Annotated in this window: 11 protein-coding genes; 9 read left to right on the top strand and 2 right to left on the bottom strand. The window is 61.3% G+C overall.

Annotated features, from left to right (window positions below; genetic code table 11):
* Positions 1-141: 141 nt before the first annotated feature.
* The 4 genes from EI983_RS04245 to EI983_RS04230 all read left to right on the top strand — a co-directional run bounded on the left by EI983_RS04245 (position 142) and on the right by EI983_RS04230 (position 5,665).
* On the top strand, positions 142-1,170 hold the full coding sequence (locus EI983_RS04245; RefSeq protein ID WP_157706159.1) for an extracellular solute-binding protein: 1,029 nt from the start codon (positions 142-144) through the stop codon (positions 1,168-1,170).
* Between the two features lie 146 nt (positions 1,171-1,316).
* Positions 1,317-2,363, top strand: coding sequence for an ABC transporter permease (locus tag EI983_RS04240; protein WP_157706158.1), 1,047 nt, complete (start codon positions 1,317-1,319; stop codon positions 2,361-2,363).
* A gap of 13 nt (positions 2,364-2,376) precedes the next feature.
* Positions 2,377-3,567 carry an ABC transporter permease gene (locus EI983_RS04235; protein WP_157706157.1) on the top strand — a complete coding sequence of 397 codons (1,191 nt, stop codon included), beginning with the start codon at positions 2,377-2,379 and terminating at the stop codon, positions 3,565-3,567.
* 4 nt (positions 3,568-3,571) lie between these two features.
* Complete coding sequence (locus EI983_RS04230; RefSeq protein WP_157706156.1) at positions 3,572-5,665, top strand: dipeptide ABC transporter ATP-binding protein; 2,094 nt, start codon at positions 3,572-3,574, stop codon at positions 5,663-5,665.
* A gap of 189 nt (positions 5,666-5,854) precedes the next feature.
* Here the strand turns inward: EI983_RS04230 and EI983_RS04225 are convergent, their stop codons facing one another.
* Complete coding sequence (locus EI983_RS04225) at positions 5,855-7,498, bottom strand: ABC transporter substrate-binding protein (protein ID WP_157706155.1); 1,644 nt, start codon at positions 7,496-7,498, stop codon at positions 5,855-5,857.
* A 252-nt stretch (positions 7,499-7,750) separates the two neighbouring features.
* Here EI983_RS04225 and EI983_RS04220 point away from each other — a divergent pair, with 252 nt between their 5' ends.
* The 5 genes from EI983_RS04220 to EI983_RS04200 all read left to right on the top strand — a co-directional run bounded on the left by EI983_RS04220 (position 7,751) and on the right by EI983_RS04200 (position 13,576).
* Positions 7,751-8,647: a LysR family transcriptional regulator gene (locus EI983_RS04220; RefSeq protein ID WP_157706154.1), complete on the top strand. Its 897-nt coding sequence runs from the start codon at positions 7,751-7,753 to the stop codon at positions 8,645-8,647.
* 113 nt (positions 8,648-8,760) lie between these two features.
* Positions 8,761-10,212, top strand: a complete 1,452-nt coding sequence (locus EI983_RS04215) for an aldehyde dehydrogenase family protein (protein ID WP_157706153.1) — start codon at positions 8,761-8,763, stop codon at positions 10,210-10,212.
* A complete protein-coding gene (locus EI983_RS04210; protein WP_157706152.1) occupies positions 10,209-11,195 on the top strand; it encodes a membrane dipeptidase in 987 nt (328 codons plus the stop codon). The genes EI983_RS04215 and EI983_RS04210 overlap by 4 nt, the downstream gene beginning before the upstream one ends.
* A gap of 36 nt (positions 11,196-11,231) precedes the next feature.
* Positions 11,232-12,929, top strand: a complete 1,698-nt coding sequence (locus EI983_RS04205; RefSeq protein ID WP_246162275.1) for a hypothetical protein — start codon at positions 11,232-11,234, stop codon at positions 12,927-12,929.
* Complete coding sequence (locus tag EI983_RS04200) at positions 12,926-13,576, top strand: DUF3726 domain-containing protein (protein WP_157706151.1); 651 nt, start codon at positions 12,926-12,928, stop codon at positions 13,574-13,576. The genes EI983_RS04205 and EI983_RS04200 overlap by 4 nt, the downstream gene beginning before the upstream one ends.
* Here the strand turns inward: EI983_RS04200 and EI983_RS04195 are convergent.
* Complete coding sequence (locus tag EI983_RS04195) at positions 13,573-15,195, bottom strand: ABC transporter permease (RefSeq protein ID WP_157706150.1); 1,623 nt, start codon at positions 15,193-15,195, stop codon at positions 13,573-13,575. The genes EI983_RS04200 and EI983_RS04195 overlap by 4 nt on opposite strands.
* Positions 15,196-15,432: the final 237 nt, after the last annotated feature.

The raw sequence follows: 15,432 nt of genomic DNA, 5'->3' as shown, positions 1-15,432 counted from the left end.
CTGAACCGATTGTGAACCGCTCGCCACCAAAATCCCAAAGGCAGGTCACCGGGCCGCGGATATTTTTGAAATGCTCTCTTGACTCTTTTACTCGGAAATTGAATTAGTGCCTGAGTAATTTACTCGGAAAAGGACTCACCGATGAAACGCACCCTTGCTCCGCTCAAGCTGACCTGCGCCGCCGCGGCCCTTGTGGCCATTGCCGCACCGGCCTTCGCGCAGGAGGTCAATGTCTACTCCAGCCGCCATTACGACACCGACGATGTGCTCTATGACAAGTTCACCGAAGAGACCGGCATCGCCGTGAACCGCATCGAGGCCAAAGCCGATGAACTGATCGCTCGGATCAAGGCCGAAGGCGCCAACAGCCCCGCGGATGTTCTGCTGACCGTGGATGTCGGCCGGATGGATCGCGCCGAGGCCGAAGGGTTGTTGCAGGCCTACATGTCGGACACCATCGAAAGCCGCATCCCGGACCATATGGAACACCCGGACAATCTGTGGTTCGGTGTCTCGCAGCGCACGCGGATCATTTTCTATGCCAAAGACCGCGTCGATAACCCGCCGCAAACCTATGAAGCGCTGGCCGATGACGCCTATAAGGGCAAAATCTGCATTCGCACCTCGTCGAATATCTACAACCAGTCTCTGATGGCGTCGATCATTGAGGCGCATGGCGAAGAGGCCGCCGCAGAATGGGCCAACGGCATTCGCGACAACCTGGCGCGCGAGCCGCAGGGCGGCGACACGGATCAGCTGCGCGGAATCGTTTCTGGCGAATGCGACATCGCCGTCTCGAACCACTACTATTTTGCCCGCGCGCTGGAGAAAGACGTCGAAGGGCTGAGCGGCAAGACCGACAATATCGGCTGGGTCTGGCCCAACCAGGAGGATCGCGGCACCCATGTGAACCTGACCACCGCCGCCATGCTGGCCAATGCGCCCAACGCAGAGAATGCGCTGAAGCTGATGGAATTCCTGACGGGCGATTTCGCGCAACAGCATTTTGCCAGCCAGAACAACGAATATCCGGCGGTGGATGGGATCCCCGCAAGTCCCGAAGCGGTGTCGATGGGCGAGTTCAAGCCCGACACCACCACGCCAACAGCGGTGTTCAGCGCCAATGCCGCGAAGGCGCAGAAGATTTTCAACGAGGCCGGCTGGGACTGACCTGTTGAATATCCGCACTCAAGCGCCCGGCTTCGGCTGGGCGCTTTTGCATGGCCGGACCTGAGGATAAGCATCTGGACCTGATGCGCGAGTTCCTCTAGCCTCCCCTGAAAACAAGCAAGACAACGACCGACAGGGGGGCGTTGATGGGAAAGTTCATCCTGCGCAGAGTGGGGGTTATGCTGCTGACTGCGCTGTGCCTGACGTTTATCGTTTTCTTTCTGACCAATCTTTATCCGAACCTTGAGAAGCTGGCCAAGACCCAGGGCAACTTCCGCATGTCGGATGGGGAAGTTGCGACATATCTCAACAACAACGGATACTTACAGCCCACGATCGTCAAATATGGCCAGTGGCTCGGGTTTCTCCCGGGCTATGTGATCGAAGGCACCGACGGGAACATACGCGCCAAATGCGCCGCTCCCGGCCAACCCATCGAGGAGGCACCCCGCTTCTGTGGGGTGCTCCAGGGCGAATGGGGCAGATCCACCGTGATCAAGGAGGATGTGGGCAAAATCATCAGGGAAAAACTGGCACTTACCGGTATCCTGATGTTCTGGGTCATGCTGCTGATGGTGCCCTCGGCACTGATCATCGGCGTGCTCGCAGGCATGCGCGAAGGCTCGCGGACGGACCGCACGCTGTCCACCTTTTCCATCGCCACGACAGCCACGCCCGAATATGTCTCGGGCGTTCTGTTCATCGCCATTTTCGCAAGCTCCGCCGTGGGGCTCAAATGGTTCAAGGGCACGGCCACCACGGCGATGGACAACATCACCTTCGAGAATTTCTTCCTGCCGGTGCTGACCATCGCCGCCTATGGCATGGGTTATATCGCGCGGATGACGCGGGCGAGCATGGCCGAGGTGATGACCTCGCAATATATCCGCACCGCGCGGCTCAAGGGCGTGAGCTTTGGCAACATCGTGCTGAAACACGCGCTCCGCAACGCGCTGATCGCGCCCTTTACCGTCATCATGCTGCAATTCCCCTGGCTTCTGAACGGCGTGGTGATCGTCGAGACGCTTTTCAACTACAAGGGGTTCGGCTGGGTGCTGGTGCTGGCCGCGGGCAATAATGACATCGAGCTTTTGCTTGCGGTTTCGGTCATCTCGGTGATCGTGGTGCTGGTGACACAGCTGATATCAGATATCGGCTATGTCTACCTCAACCCGCGCATCAGCGTGACGTGAGAGGAGAGAGATCATGAACGACGCACTCTCCTGGGGCGGCATCATCACCCAGATCATCCTGCAATTCATGCCCACGCTGATCGCGCTGGTGATCACCTTCGCGGTCTCGATCACGTACAAGCGCAAGCTGGGCCTCTATGGCAAGCTCTTCGACAGCACGATCGGCATGATCGGCCTCGCGCTGGTGCTGTTCTGGGTCTACACCGCCGTGTTTGCGGGGGTGTTCGACCTGATCGCCACGCATGATCCGCTGGATCAGTCCGCATCGATGAAAAAGAAACTGCCCGGCACGCCCTATACCAAGCTGATCGGCACCCCCGATCCCGAGGCCGGGGCCTATTATCTGCTGGGTGGCGACAACCTGGGCCGGGATGTGTTCAGCCGGGTCATTGCGGGCTCGATAAAGGTCATCCTGATCGCGCCTTTCGCCACGATCTTTGCCTTCATGGTGGGCATCACGCTGGGCCTGCCTGCGGGCTACTACGGCGGCAAGTTCGACACCGTGCTGAGCTTCATCGCAAACCTGGTGCTGGCCTTCCCTGTGATCCTGCTCTTCTATCTGCTGGTCACGCCCGAGATCGTGCTGACAGGGATACCTGTCTATATGGCCGGGGTGCTCTTCATCTTCCCGGTGATCTTCCTCGTGATCCTGTGGAACTCGCGCTATCACACGCAGCCCGCAAAGCGGAATGTCTACCTCGCCGTCACGCTTGTGATCGGGCTCTGGGCCTATCTGGGCATCGCCTGGGACATGGACCCGCTTGGCATCATTTCCTTCCCGCCCAACCTTCTGGTGGTGTTCGTGTCGGTGGTCTTCGTCAATTCGCCCACGGTGTTCCGGATCGTCCGCGGCCTCGCTCTCGACATCAAAACGCGTGATTATGTGGCCGCTGCCCAGACGCGCGGAGAAGGGCCGTGGTACATCATGCTCTGGGAAATCCTGCCCAATGCGCGCGGGCCTCTCCTGGTCGATTTCTGCCTCAGGATCGGCTACACCACGATCCTGCTCGGCACGCTCGGCTTCTTTGGCCTTGGCCTCGAATCGGAAAGCGCCGACTGGGGCAAGATGATTATCGACGGGCGCCGCCTGCTCTCTGCCAATATCCTGCATATCGCCATTCCGCCGGCCCTCGCGCTGCTCACCCTCGTGCTGGGGCTGAACTTCCTGGCCGACGGTCTGCGCGAAGAAAGCCTGAGGGACTAAGCCCATGTCGAAACTGCAAGACTATGACGGCCCGATCCTTGAGATTGATCAGCTTTCGATCTCGTTCTTTACCCGCCTGCGCGAAATCCCCGCCGTGATGGACTTCTCCGTCGAAGTCCAACCCGGTGAGGCGGTCGGCCTGGTGGGAGAGTCTGGCTGCGGCAAATCCACCGTGGCGCTTGGCGTGATGCAGGACCTTGGCGTGAACGGCCGCGTCGTGGGCGGCACGATCAAGTTCAAGGGCCGCGACCTGAGCCAGATGAGCGCCGAGGAACTGCGCGATATCCGCGGCAACGAGATCGCCATGATCTATCAGGAGCCGATGGCCTCACTGAACCCGGCGATGAAAATCGGCAAGCAACTGATCGAAGTGCCCATGATCCACGAAGGGATCGGCGAGAAAGAAGCCTGGCAACGCGCGCTCGACGTGGTGCGGGATGTGAAACTGCCCGATCCAGAGCGCATCCTCAAAAGCTATCCGCACCAGCTTTCGGGCGGCCAGCAGCAGCGCATTGTCATCGCCATGGCGCTGATGTCCAAGCCATCGCTGCTGATCCTGGACGAGCCCACCACCGCACTTGACGTGACGGTGGAGGCCGCCGTCGTCGACCTCGTGAAAGACCTGGGCAAGAAATACGGCACCTCGATGCTTTTCATCTCGCACAATCTGGGCCTTGTGCTGGAAACCTGCGACCGCATCTGCGTGATGTATTCCGGCGAGGCTGTGGAAACCGGCAGCATCAAGGACGTGTTCGACAAGATGCAGCACCCCTACACGCAGGCCCTGTTCCGCTCCATCCCCCTGCCCGGCGCCGACAAGAATGCGCGGCCCTTGGTGGCGATCCCCGGCAACTTTCCCTTGCCGCATGAGCGCCCGAATGGCTGCAATTTCGGCCCGCGCTGCGACTATTTCGAAGAGGGCCGCTGCAATCAGGATATCGCCATCCCGATGGAGCAGATCGACGGCGATGACCGGCATTACTCGCGCTGTGTGCGCTTCGGGGAAATCGACTGGAACGCGCCCATCGCCGCCGCGGTGCAGACCGAGGCGACCGAAAAGGGCAAGGTCGTGCTCAAGATGGACAACCTCAAGAAATACTATGAGGTGGCCGCCAACGCGCTTTTTGGATCATCCGGCGACAAGAAGGTCGTGAAGGCCAACGAAACGCTTAGCTTCGAGGCCCGCGAAAGCGAGACCCTGGCCATCGTGGGCGAAAGCGGCTGCGGTAAATCCACCTTTGCCAAGGTGCTCATGGGGCTGGAAACCGCGACCGACGGGCAAATCCTGCTCGACAACCGCAATATCGAACAGACCCCGATCGAACAGCGCGACACCCAGACCGTCGCTGACATCCAGATGGTGTTCCAGAACCCGTTCGACACGCTCAACCCGTCGATGACCGTGGGCCGCCAGATCATGCGCGCACTGGAAGTGTTCGGCAAAGGCAATTCCGACAAGGACCGCCATGACGAAATGATGCGCCTTCTGGACCTGGTGAAACTGCCTCGCGAGTTTGCCGAGCGGATGCCGCGCCAGCTTTCGGGTGGGCAAAAACAACGTGTCGGCATTGCCCGCGCCTTTGCCGGTGGCGCGCGCATCGTGGTGGCGGACGAGCCCGTCTCGGCGCTCGATGTGTCGGTTCAGGCGGCGGTGACGGATCTGCTGATGGAAATCCAGCGCAAGGAAAAGACCACGCTGCTTTTCATTTCCCACGATCTGTCCATCGTGCGCTATCTGAGCGATCGGGTTATGGTGATGTATCTCGGCCACGTGGTCGAACTGGGCACGACCGAACAGGTCTTCTCACCGCCCTATCACCCCTATACCGAGGCTTTGCTGAGCGCCGTACCCATCGCCGACACCCATGTGGAGAAAAAGCATATCGTGCTGGAAGGCGATGTGCCCTCGGCCATGAACCCGCCGCCCGGCTGCCCGTTCCAGACGCGTTGCCGCTGGAAATCGGAGGTGCCCGGGGGCCTGTGCGAGAAAGAGGTGCCGCCGGTGCGCGTCCTGGCGGACGGGCATCAGCTCAAATGCCACCTTGCCGATGATATCCTCGCGCGGATGGAGCCGGTCATCAAAATCGCCGCCGAGTAAAGCCCCGCGCGAGCGCCTCAGGCGTATCGCCAAAGCAGGGAACAGGCTTTTCGCGACATGATCTGGCGTAGGGTGCGTGATTTCACGCACCTTCGTGGAACCAGGCCGATCCTGGTACTGAGGAGAGTGACTTCTCACGAAAACGGCGGTCCCCGCAAGGACCGCCGCAATCGTCACATCGCAAAAGACTCAGGCGTCGAGCCAGACCTTTTCCAGATGCATTTCGCGGAACTGGTGGCGCTCCACATTCTTCACAGCCGCCGTATGGTGCAGCGTCTGGTTACGCCAGAAGGGCTGAATGATCGCACCATTGTCCTGCAGACGGGCCTGCAGCTTGGCCGACAGTTTGCGCCGCTCATCGGCATCGAACACACCCACGGCTTCTTCGAGGATCGCGTCGAACTCCGGGTCGTTATGCGCCGACTCGTTCCATGCTTCGCCGCCCTTATAGGCCAGCACCAGCACCTGAACCCCCAAGGGACGCGGGCCCCAGTTGGTGGTCGAGAAGGGATACTTCGTCCAGTCGTTCCAGAAGGACGAGCCCGGGATCACCGTACGCTTGATATTGAATCCGGCTTCGCGCAGCTGGGCGCCGATCGCATCCGAGGTCACCGTGCGCCAGTCGCCATCGATCGAGATGAGGTCAATCTCGGTCTCGGCATGGCCTGCCGCCGTCGCCATTTCCATGGCCTTCGCCGGGTCCGGCGCGATCAGAGGCAGTTCGGCATATTCCGGGTGGAACGGCGCGACATGGTGGTTTTCCGCCGTGATCCCGTCCCCATTGATACCCAGCTGCAACGTCACTGAGTTATCAACAGCAAGCTGGATCGCATTGCGAAGCTCTTTGCTATCATAGGGCGGCGTATCTGCACGCATCCGGGCGACAATGGTGTTCGCCGTGGCCTTGGTTTTCTTCTCGAGGCCCAAACCGTCCAGCGTATCGATGAAGTCGGCCGTGGTTTCGTCATTGAGGTCGATCTCACCGCCGTCGAACGCGGCAACGACCGCCGCGCCATCGGTGCCAAAATCGATGAATTTGACGCCGTCAAGGTAAACCTCGCCTCCCCACCATGAGCCGTTCTCGCGACGCTTCACTTCGGCGCCCGTCCCGATTTCGACGGAAACCAACTCAAACGGGCCGGTGCCGATCGGATTGGCCGCCAGATCGCCATCGTCACCATGGCTCCGGTGCACGATCAGAGCCGGATAGTCCGCCATACCGGCAATCAGGGTGATGTCGGGCCTGGGCAGGTTAAGCTTGATTGTATAGTCATCGACCCGCTCAACGACACCGTCACCCAGCTTGTTGGTCTCCGGATCGATCAGCGTTGCCATGCGAGAAGCCATGGAGTTGCCCTCAACCGCCTTGTCGCACCAGCGCGTGATGTTGTGGATGACGTCATCAGCGTCAAACGTATCACCGTTGTTCCAGGTCACGCCCTGGCGGACCTTCAGCGTGTAAGTCTGTGCGTCATCGGACACTTCCCAGCTTTCCAGCAGCATCGGGGTGAAGCTGAAATCCATGTCCCAACGTACAAGCGGCTCGCAGAACATGCGTGCCAGGTTGCCCGGTTCGGTCCAGGCATACTTGCGCGGGTCGCTGATCTCGAGCACGCGGGATGCGACGCGCAGGACGCCGCCTTTCTTGCCCTCCGACGCATTGGCCGGGGTTGGTGCCGCCATCCCGAGCAAGCCATAGGCCGCGGCCGAGCTGGCCCCGAACGTGCTGGCCAGGGCCATGAACTCCCGGCGGTCCATTTTGCCGGCCTTCGTGTCTTCGGCGAGTTTTTTGACGACAGGACGGACGTCCTGACGCATATCAGATTCGGTCATAAGATTTCTCCCTGTTAACGTCTCATGAAAGAGGCGCAGGTCTCTGTTGTACCCTGCCACATTGTTAACAGCGATTCTGAGAGCCGCCACCCTTTTAAGGCTAAATATGCCCGTTTTACGACACCTTACCCATGAAAACAGGGCTTTGGGGCTTGCGTTTCGCATCGCAAACCCGCGAATAAGAGAAATTGACTCTGGGGCAGAGGTCAGTTTATTCGCGACAATCTGAAACAGACTTCAGAAAGGCTGAACTTGGCGATCAAGATCGAGATGTTGCGTTGTTTCCACATGGTTGCGGAATATGGCAGCCTTGCGGATGCCGCTGACGCGTTGGGGCGCACGCCGTCGGCTGTCTCCATGATGCTCAAACAGTTTGAAGACCACATCGGCGCGCCGCTTTTCGAGAGCACCCGCAAATCCCGGCTCACCCCCCTGGGCGAGATGATCTATGCCGAGGCAAGCCGGGAACTGGCGCATTTCGACCGGACCGTTCAGGCCATCGAAGGGCTGAGCCGCGCGGAACAGGGGCATGTAAGAGTTGCGGTCACACCTTCCGTGGCGCAGACCGTCATGCCACCCATTCTGGAGGCCTATCTGAAACAGCATCCGGGTGTTTCCATCGAGATGATCGACACCGACAGCCGTTCGGTGCATCGCGAGCTTGTCTCGGAGCGTGCCGATATCGGCATTGCCAGCCTCGCGCCGATCCCCGGCTTCGAACGGGAGCTGGCCTTCACCGATGCGTTCGGCGTGGTCTGCCCCGTCGATCATCCGCTGGCTCGCAACTGGACCCGGCTGAGCTGGAATGATCTGGACGGGGTCAACTTTATCGCCAACGGGCTTTGCAGCCATATCCGCGACGAGGGGTTCGTGCCGATCCTCGAATCCTCACGCCTGATGGTGCGCAACACCGCCTCAATCCTGTCGCTGGTGCGGGCGGGGGTCGGGGTCACCCTGCTGCCCGAGCTTGCGATCCTTCCCGAGTATGACGACCTGGAGTTTCTGCCCCTCACCGACAGCACCGCGCGGCGCGAAGTCTATATCGTCACGCCCCCTGACACGATGCTCACCCCGGCGGCGCGGGCCTTGGTAACAGCGATCCGGCAATCGGATTTCTCCGCGGCACGACCTATAATTAAGACATCCTGAAATAAATTACATTTATTTTAGATTGCCTTAATTCTCAATCTGTGTCCTTTTGAGGCTGCGGTAATCGCAATTTATGCCGCACACTGCGCAAACACAATCGGAGGACGACTCTCATGACCCAGATCCATAGCAACTACATCGCCGGAGAATGGGTCGCAGGTACGTCCGAAATCGAGAACCGCAACCCCTCGGACCTGAGCGACCTGATCGGGATGTATGCCCAAGCCAGCGCCGCACAGCTTGACGATGCGCTGTCAGCAGCCCGCACGGCACAGGCGGAATGGGCCGCCTACGGGCTGGAGCGCAAGCAGGCGGTGCTGATGGCCATCGGCAACGAGATGATGGCCCGCGCCGAGGAATTGGGCACCCTGCTGAGCCGCGAAGAAGGCAAGCCGCTGGCCGAAGGCAAGGGTGAAGTTTATCGCGCCGGTCAGTTCTTTACCTACTACGCCCACGAAGTACTGCGCCAGCTGGGCGAGAATGCTGACAGCGTGCGCCCGAATATCGAGATCGACGTGCGCCGCGAACCCGTCGGCACCGTGGCGATCATCAGCCCGTGGAATTTCCCCACCGCCACCGCATCGTGGAAAATCGCGCCCGCGCTGGCCTATGGTAATGCCGTGCTCTGGAAGCCTGCCAATGTTACCCCGGCCTCTGCCGTGGCGCTGACCGAGATCATCAGCCGCCAGGACATCCCCAAAGCTCTGTTCAGCCTGGTGATGGGCGCAGGGCGCGATGTGGGGCAGCGACTGGTGGAAAGCCCGATGGTCAATGCCATTTCCTTCACCGGCTCCGTGCCCGTGGGCAAGGGCATCGCTTCGGCCGCTATCCAGAACCTGACGCGCGTGCAGATGGAGATGGGTTCCAAGAACGCCCTCGCCGTGATGGACGACGCCGACCTCGATCTCGCCGTGTCGCTGGCCCTGGGCGGAGCTTTTGGCGGCTCGGGGCAAAAATGCACCGCCTCGTCCCGTCTGGTGGTGCATGCGGGCATTCACGACGCCTTTGTGGAAAAACTGGTTGCCGGAGCAAAGGCCATGAAGGTCGGCCACGCTTTGGAAGACGGTGTGCAGATGGGCCCTGTCGTCTCCGAGCAGCAGCTGAACGAGAACCTCGCCTATGCAGAGCTGGGTCAGACCGAAGGCGCCGAACTGGCCTGTGGTGGCGTGCGGCTCGATATGCCGCATGAGGGCTATTACATGTCGCCCGGCGTGTTCCTGAACACCACCAATGACATGGCGATAAACCGCGAAGAGATGTTTGCCCCGCTGACCGCCGTGATCAAGGTGGACAGCTATGACGAGGCGCTTTCGGTGGTCAATGACACCAATTTCGGCCTGACCTCGGGCATCGTGACCCGCTCTCTCGCCCGCGCCACGCATTTCCGCCGCAACGTGAAAACCGGCGTGGTCACCGTCAACCTGCCCACCGCCGGGACGGATTACCATGTGCAGTTCGGTGGGCGCGGCGACAGCTCTTATGGACCGCGCGAACAAGGCATTCATGCGCGCGAATTCTATACCACCGTGAAAACCGCCTATATCGCCGCCGGTGATCCGGCATGAGCGTGCGCATAGACTGCCTGCAATATGCCAACTGGTCGGAAAAGATCTTTCGCCAGATGCGCGAGGGCGGCGTGGATGCGGTGCATGTCACGATCTCCTATCACGAGAATTTCCGTGAGACCGTTCTCAACATGGAAGCCTGGAATCGCTGGTTCGAGCAATATCCGAACCTGATCATGAAGGGCCGTTGGGCCGATGACGTGCGCCGCGCGCAAGAGACCGGGCGCACCGCGATCTTCTTCGGGTTTCAGAACCCGTCGCCCATCGAGGACGATATCGGCCTTGTCGAAATCCTGCACGATCTGGGCGCGCGGTTCATGCAGCTGACCTATAACAACCAGTCGCTTCTGGCCACGGGCTGTTACGAGGCCGAAGACCCCGGCATCACCCGCATGGGCAAACAGGTCATCAAAGAAATGAACCGCGTCGGGCTGGTGGTGGACATGTCGCATTCTGCCGACCGCTCCACCATTGAGGCGGCGGATCTGTCCGAGCGCCCGATTGCCATCACCCATGCCAATCTGCATTCCTGGCAACCCGCGCTGCGCAACAAACGCGACGACGTGGTGCGCGCGATCACCGAAAACGGCGGTATGATGGGGTTTTCCATGTATCCGCATCACCTCAAGGGCAAATCCGACTGCACGCTGGAAAGCTTCTGCGAGATGATCGCCACCGCCGCTGAACGCTTTGGGGTGGAGCATTTCGGGATCGGATCGGATCTGTGTCAGGATCAGCCCGACAGCGTGGTCGAATGGATGCGCGTGGGCCGCTGGTCCAAGGAAATCGACTATGGCGAAGGCTCGGCCGCCGCCCCCGGCTTTCCCCCACAGCCCGAGTGGTTCAAGGATAACCGAGACTTTGGCAATATCGAAGCGGGCCTGCGCAAAATCGGCTTCAGCGAGGCGGAGGTCGCCGGGCTGATGGGCGACAACTGGCTGCGCTTTTTCGAGACAAACTTCACCGCCCAAGGGGCAAACTGATCGCATCGCTCTAGAACAGGGACCAAGGAGGACAGGATGAGCCATATCGACCACGACATGCCCATTTCCCCCCGCGACCCTGCGATTGTGATGACGCTGGCGCGCATGGGATCGTTTCACCAGTCCCGGCTCAGCTTCATGCGGGTGCTGCTGCGGCGGCTGAAATCCGAAAACTGGCGCTTCGAGACGCGCGAGTTTGACATCGACGCCAGGGGCGTGGGCCATGCCGTCTATACCGCCCACGGGCCTGAGCGCAGCTACTCGCTTGTCGCCTTCGCCCATGACCTGCCGCCCGAACAACGCTCTGATCGGGTGATTGCCACCGCCTGGGACGCCACGTTTACCCTGTTCGACGGCATCCCGGATGCAGAAGACATCACACGTCTGAGCCAAAACATCCCCAAGCAGGAAGCCGGGCGTGTCACCGAAAAATCGCTTTCCGTTTCGCGGGCCAATCGCTCCGTGCGGCTCTGGGAACATGTGGTCGACGCCCTTGCCGCGGGTCGCCAGCCGGATGCGGTCAAGGTCGGAGATGTCGGTTATCTGATGCGTACAACGGCGGTCTATGGCTCGGGCAAACTGGGGGCGGCGGACCGCGAGGCGACCGCCGACCGCCCGGAATTCCGGGCGCCGTTCCAGATCGAGATGCTTTCGGTCTATCTGACCCGTGCGTTCGTGATGGACCTCGTGGAACACATGGCCCGCCTGCGCGCGCCCGACACCGCTGTACCGCTTGATCCGGCGCTGCGCCGCAGCTTCGGCATCGGCAACTCCACGGGCCTTGGCATGGCCCCCTTCCTGATGACGCACCCCGTGTTGATCAACAATTGGATCGCGGCGAAGGAATGGGCGCTGGCGCGGGTGCGGTCCCTGCCCGTCGCCGCGCCGGAAGAGGTCGACATCTTCCGCCAGTTCTGCACACGCGCCGCCCTGCATGCCCAGCAATGGACATCCGAGCACCCGATCCAGATCGAAAAGCTGGCCGCATTGCGCCGCGACATGGCCACCCTGCAGGACCACCTGCAAAGCGCTGACCTGACCTCGGACATGCCGTGGAACCGGCTCTGGCTCTGGGCCGAAGGGGCGCTGTCACTGGAGGGGCAGGAGCAACTTGTTTCGCTCCTGCTGGAGCCCTATGGCGATCTGGTCAACGGGCTCTCGGATTGCATGTATGCGGATGAGCAGGAAAGCTGGCGCATCGACGGCGCGATGCAAATCGCTGACCTCAAAGCCATTGTCGAAGATATATACGACTGGGCGCTCAAGATCGACTGGGATGATCCGGCGACACAGGCCCGCGTCTGGTACACATCCGAGGCCAAGCTGGAGCCGCGCGTGGGCGAGCGCCATTCAGAGCCGATCGCGCCATATGAGCAACCGCTCTGCCCCGGGCGCGACGCCACGCAGATGTATGCTGATCTGGCGCAATCCGACGCCGGGCTGGTGGCCGAGTTCCTTCTGCGCCATCCCGAGCATCGCCATATTGTCCGCCGCGCCCAGATTGCCGCGCGCTACCCCTATGCCGAGATCCGCGACAACACGATCAGCGCCGCGATGCTGCCCATTGATCTGTTGCGCGCCAAGCTCAGCTTCTTCGGGGCCTGTCATTTCGACCCGCGCTCCGACCGGTGGCTGCGGATCAACATGTTCCAGCACGCGCCCTTCCCGTATGAACTGGCGAAGGCGAATGCAGAAGGCTGGACCTATCCCCCCTTGCCGGACGCCGCCCAATGACCCATTCGCTCAACGAGATTGAAAGCCTCGCCCGAAAGGCAGCGCGTGGTGCCGGGTATAGCTGGGGCTTGGCCGAGGAGGCGGGCAAATCGGTGCGCTTCCTCTGTGCTGCCGGCCTCCCCGGCGCGGAGGCCCTGGCAGGCTGGCTTACAAAGAATGACGGCTCTGAGTACCGCGCGCATTGCCCGGAATGTTCCGGGGACGACTGGCGTGCGCCCGGCGGGGTACTCTGCCCTCTTATCACAGGTGCAGCCTTGTGTGACCGGGCAGCGATGCTGACACCGGGCGACACGATCACCCTCGGGCCCACCGCCTACCCTGTCCTGCTGATCCCGGCTGTCGCCTCGGCCTCGGATCTCTCCGGGGCGGGGCTGACCCTTGCCTGGCCCGGTGTCACCGTTGCGCGCACCGGGCGCGAAACATGGCTCAACGCGGATCCGTCGGCGCTGAACACCCCCAGGGTGGAGCAATTAACCCTTACCGTGGCGGACACACGCGCCGGGTCGCGCCTGCGCCGCGGCTATCGCGGATGCCTGCCGGAGGGCCCCGCCGATATCCTGAACCGTTTCGCGCACCGAACCTATGCGCCCGAGACCGAGGAAAGCCGCCTCGCCGGGGCCGGGGCCGGCCTTACGGATAACGATTAAACCCGTCCGCGCCCGATAGAGCGCAGGAGCAGCGCCACCGGGATCAACCCGAATGCCACAAGCGTCAGCGACGGTACCGCCGCCTCGAACAGACGTTCATCCGCCGCCAGCCTGTGCGCCTGCACCGCCAGTGTCTGAAAGTTGAACGGGTGCAGGATCAGCGTGGCGGGCAATTCCTTCATCACATCGACAAAGACAATCAGCAGCGCCGTCAGCACCGAGGTGCGCGCCACCGGCAAATGCACTCGCCACAGCGTCTGTGGGTTGGACTTGCCCAGCGAGCGCGAAATGGCATCGTAATGCACCGGCACCGTGGCCATGCCACTGTCATAGGCGTTCAGTGCGGCCGCCATGAAACGCACCATATAGGCCAGCACCATCAGCCAGATCGAGCCGGTGATCAGCAGGCCGGTATTGATGCCGAAACGCGCTTCCATGATGGCGTCGATGATATTGTCGAGTGCGGCCATCGGCACCATAAGCCCCACTGCGATCACCCCGCCCGGCACCGCATAGCCCAACCCTGCGCCCACCACCATCCAGCGCGAGGAACGCACCGGGCGCGTGCGCGCGCGATACCCGATCAGGATCGCACCCATCACAGTCAGCACCGACGCCGCCCCTGCAAGCGTGATCGAGTTACGCATGAGATCGACATAGCGCGGGGCCAGGATACTCTGCCCCGATCCATGCGCCATCAGCCCCAGCATGATCACCGGGATGACGAAACCCAGAAGCACCGGCAATCCGCACACCAGGGTTGCGCCCCAGCCCGCGGCGCCTTTGAGCTGCGGGCGCTCCACCGACTCGAACCGCACCCCCTTGCCCGCTGTCTTGACTTTGCCCCTCTGCGCCCTCTCCAGCCCGGCCAGGAGAAGCGCGAAGCTCAACAGACAGAGCGAGAGCTGTGCCGCAGCGGGCCGGTCGCCCAGCGAGAACCAGCTCTGGTAGATGCCCGTGGCGAAGGTCTGAACGTTGAAGAAGGCGACGGTGCCGAAATCGGCAATGGTTTCCATGATCGCCAACAAGGTCCCGCCCGCAATCGCCGGTCGCGCCATCGGCAACGCCACCCGCCAGAACGCCTTGACCGGCGAGCGCCCAAGCGTGCGCGCCACGAGAAAGGCATTGGCGCTTTGTTGTTTGAACGAGGCGCGCGCCAGCAGATAGACATAGGGATAAAGCACGATGGTCAGCATCGCAGCCGCCCCGCCAAGCGAACGGATCTCGGGAAACCAGTAATCACGGGGGCCCCAGTCCATCACATCGCGCAGAAGCGTCTGCACCGGGCCCGGGTGATCCAGCAGATACGTGTAGGCATAGGCCAGAACGAAGGCCGGAAAGGCCAGCGGCAAGGCCAAAGCGACCTCAAGCAGGCGGTGGCCGGGGAAACGATAGACCGTCACCAGCCAGGCCGTGACAGAGCCGATGATCGCGGTCGATATCCCTACGATCATCACCAGCGTCAGCGTGGTCAGCGTGTAACGCCAGAGCACCGAAGAGAGGATATTGCGCCAGGTGTCGAGATCCCCGGAAAAGGCCGAAGCCGCCGCCGCCACGATCGGGATCACGCAGATCGTCACAGCCAGCCAGGCCAGGTGAGAAAGCAAACGGTCAGTCATCAGGGGTGGCGCATTCCAAATCCGAGTTTTTTGATCAGTAATGATCTTGCCAGTGAAGGTCAATCGGGGGTGCAACCGTGGCCGGGGCCGGTGAAGGGGCTTTAGGGCCGTCTCAGCCTGTGCAAAAAGATGGGGAAAGCCGCGAATTTCTCAAAGCTGTCAGAGGTCTGGCCGACGATCATGGAACAACAAACAATTTCAAACCGGACCCCGCCGGGATCAGGCCAGCATCGCGAT

This window comes from Roseovarius faecimaris (assembly GCF_009762325.1).
GTDB lineage: Bacteria > Pseudomonadota > Alphaproteobacteria > Rhodobacterales > Rhodobacteraceae > Roseovarius > Roseovarius faecimaris.
This window is presented reverse-complemented; position numbering and strand designations above follow the sequence as displayed.

Coding starts and splice junctions, on each gene's coding strand:
- EI983_RS04240 (WP_157706158.1), top strand. CDS start 1,317: ATGGGAAAGTTCATCCTGCGCAGAGTGGGGGTTATGCTGCTGACTGCG.
- EI983_RS04245 (WP_157706159.1), top strand. CDS start 142: ATGAAACGCACCCTTGCTCCGCTCAAGCTGACCTGCGCCGCCGCGGCC.
- EI983_RS04210 (WP_157706152.1), top strand. CDS start 10,209: ATGAGCGTGCGCATAGACTGCCTGCAATATGCCAACTGGTCGGAAAAG.
- EI983_RS04195 (WP_157706150.1), bottom strand. CDS start 15,195: ATGACTGACCGTTTGCTTTCTCACCTGGCCTGGCTGGCTGTGACGATC.
- EI983_RS04215 (WP_157706153.1), top strand. CDS start 8,761: ATGACCCAGATCCATAGCAACTACATCGCCGGAGAATGGGTCGCAGGT.
- EI983_RS04230 (WP_157706156.1), top strand. CDS start 3,572: ATGTCGAAACTGCAAGACTATGACGGCCCGATCCTTGAGATTGATCAG.
- EI983_RS04205 (WP_246162275.1), top strand. CDS start 11,232: ATGAGCCATATCGACCACGACATGCCCATTTCCCCCCGCGACCCTGCG.
- EI983_RS04225 (WP_157706155.1), bottom strand. CDS start 7,498: ATGACCGAATCTGATATGCGTCAGGACGTCCGTCCTGTCGTCAAAAAA.
- EI983_RS04200 (WP_157706151.1), top strand. CDS start 12,926: ATGACCCATTCGCTCAACGAGATTGAAAGCCTCGCCCGAAAGGCAGCG.
- EI983_RS04235 (WP_157706157.1), top strand. CDS start 2,377: ATGAACGACGCACTCTCCTGGGGCGGCATCATCACCCAGATCATCCTG.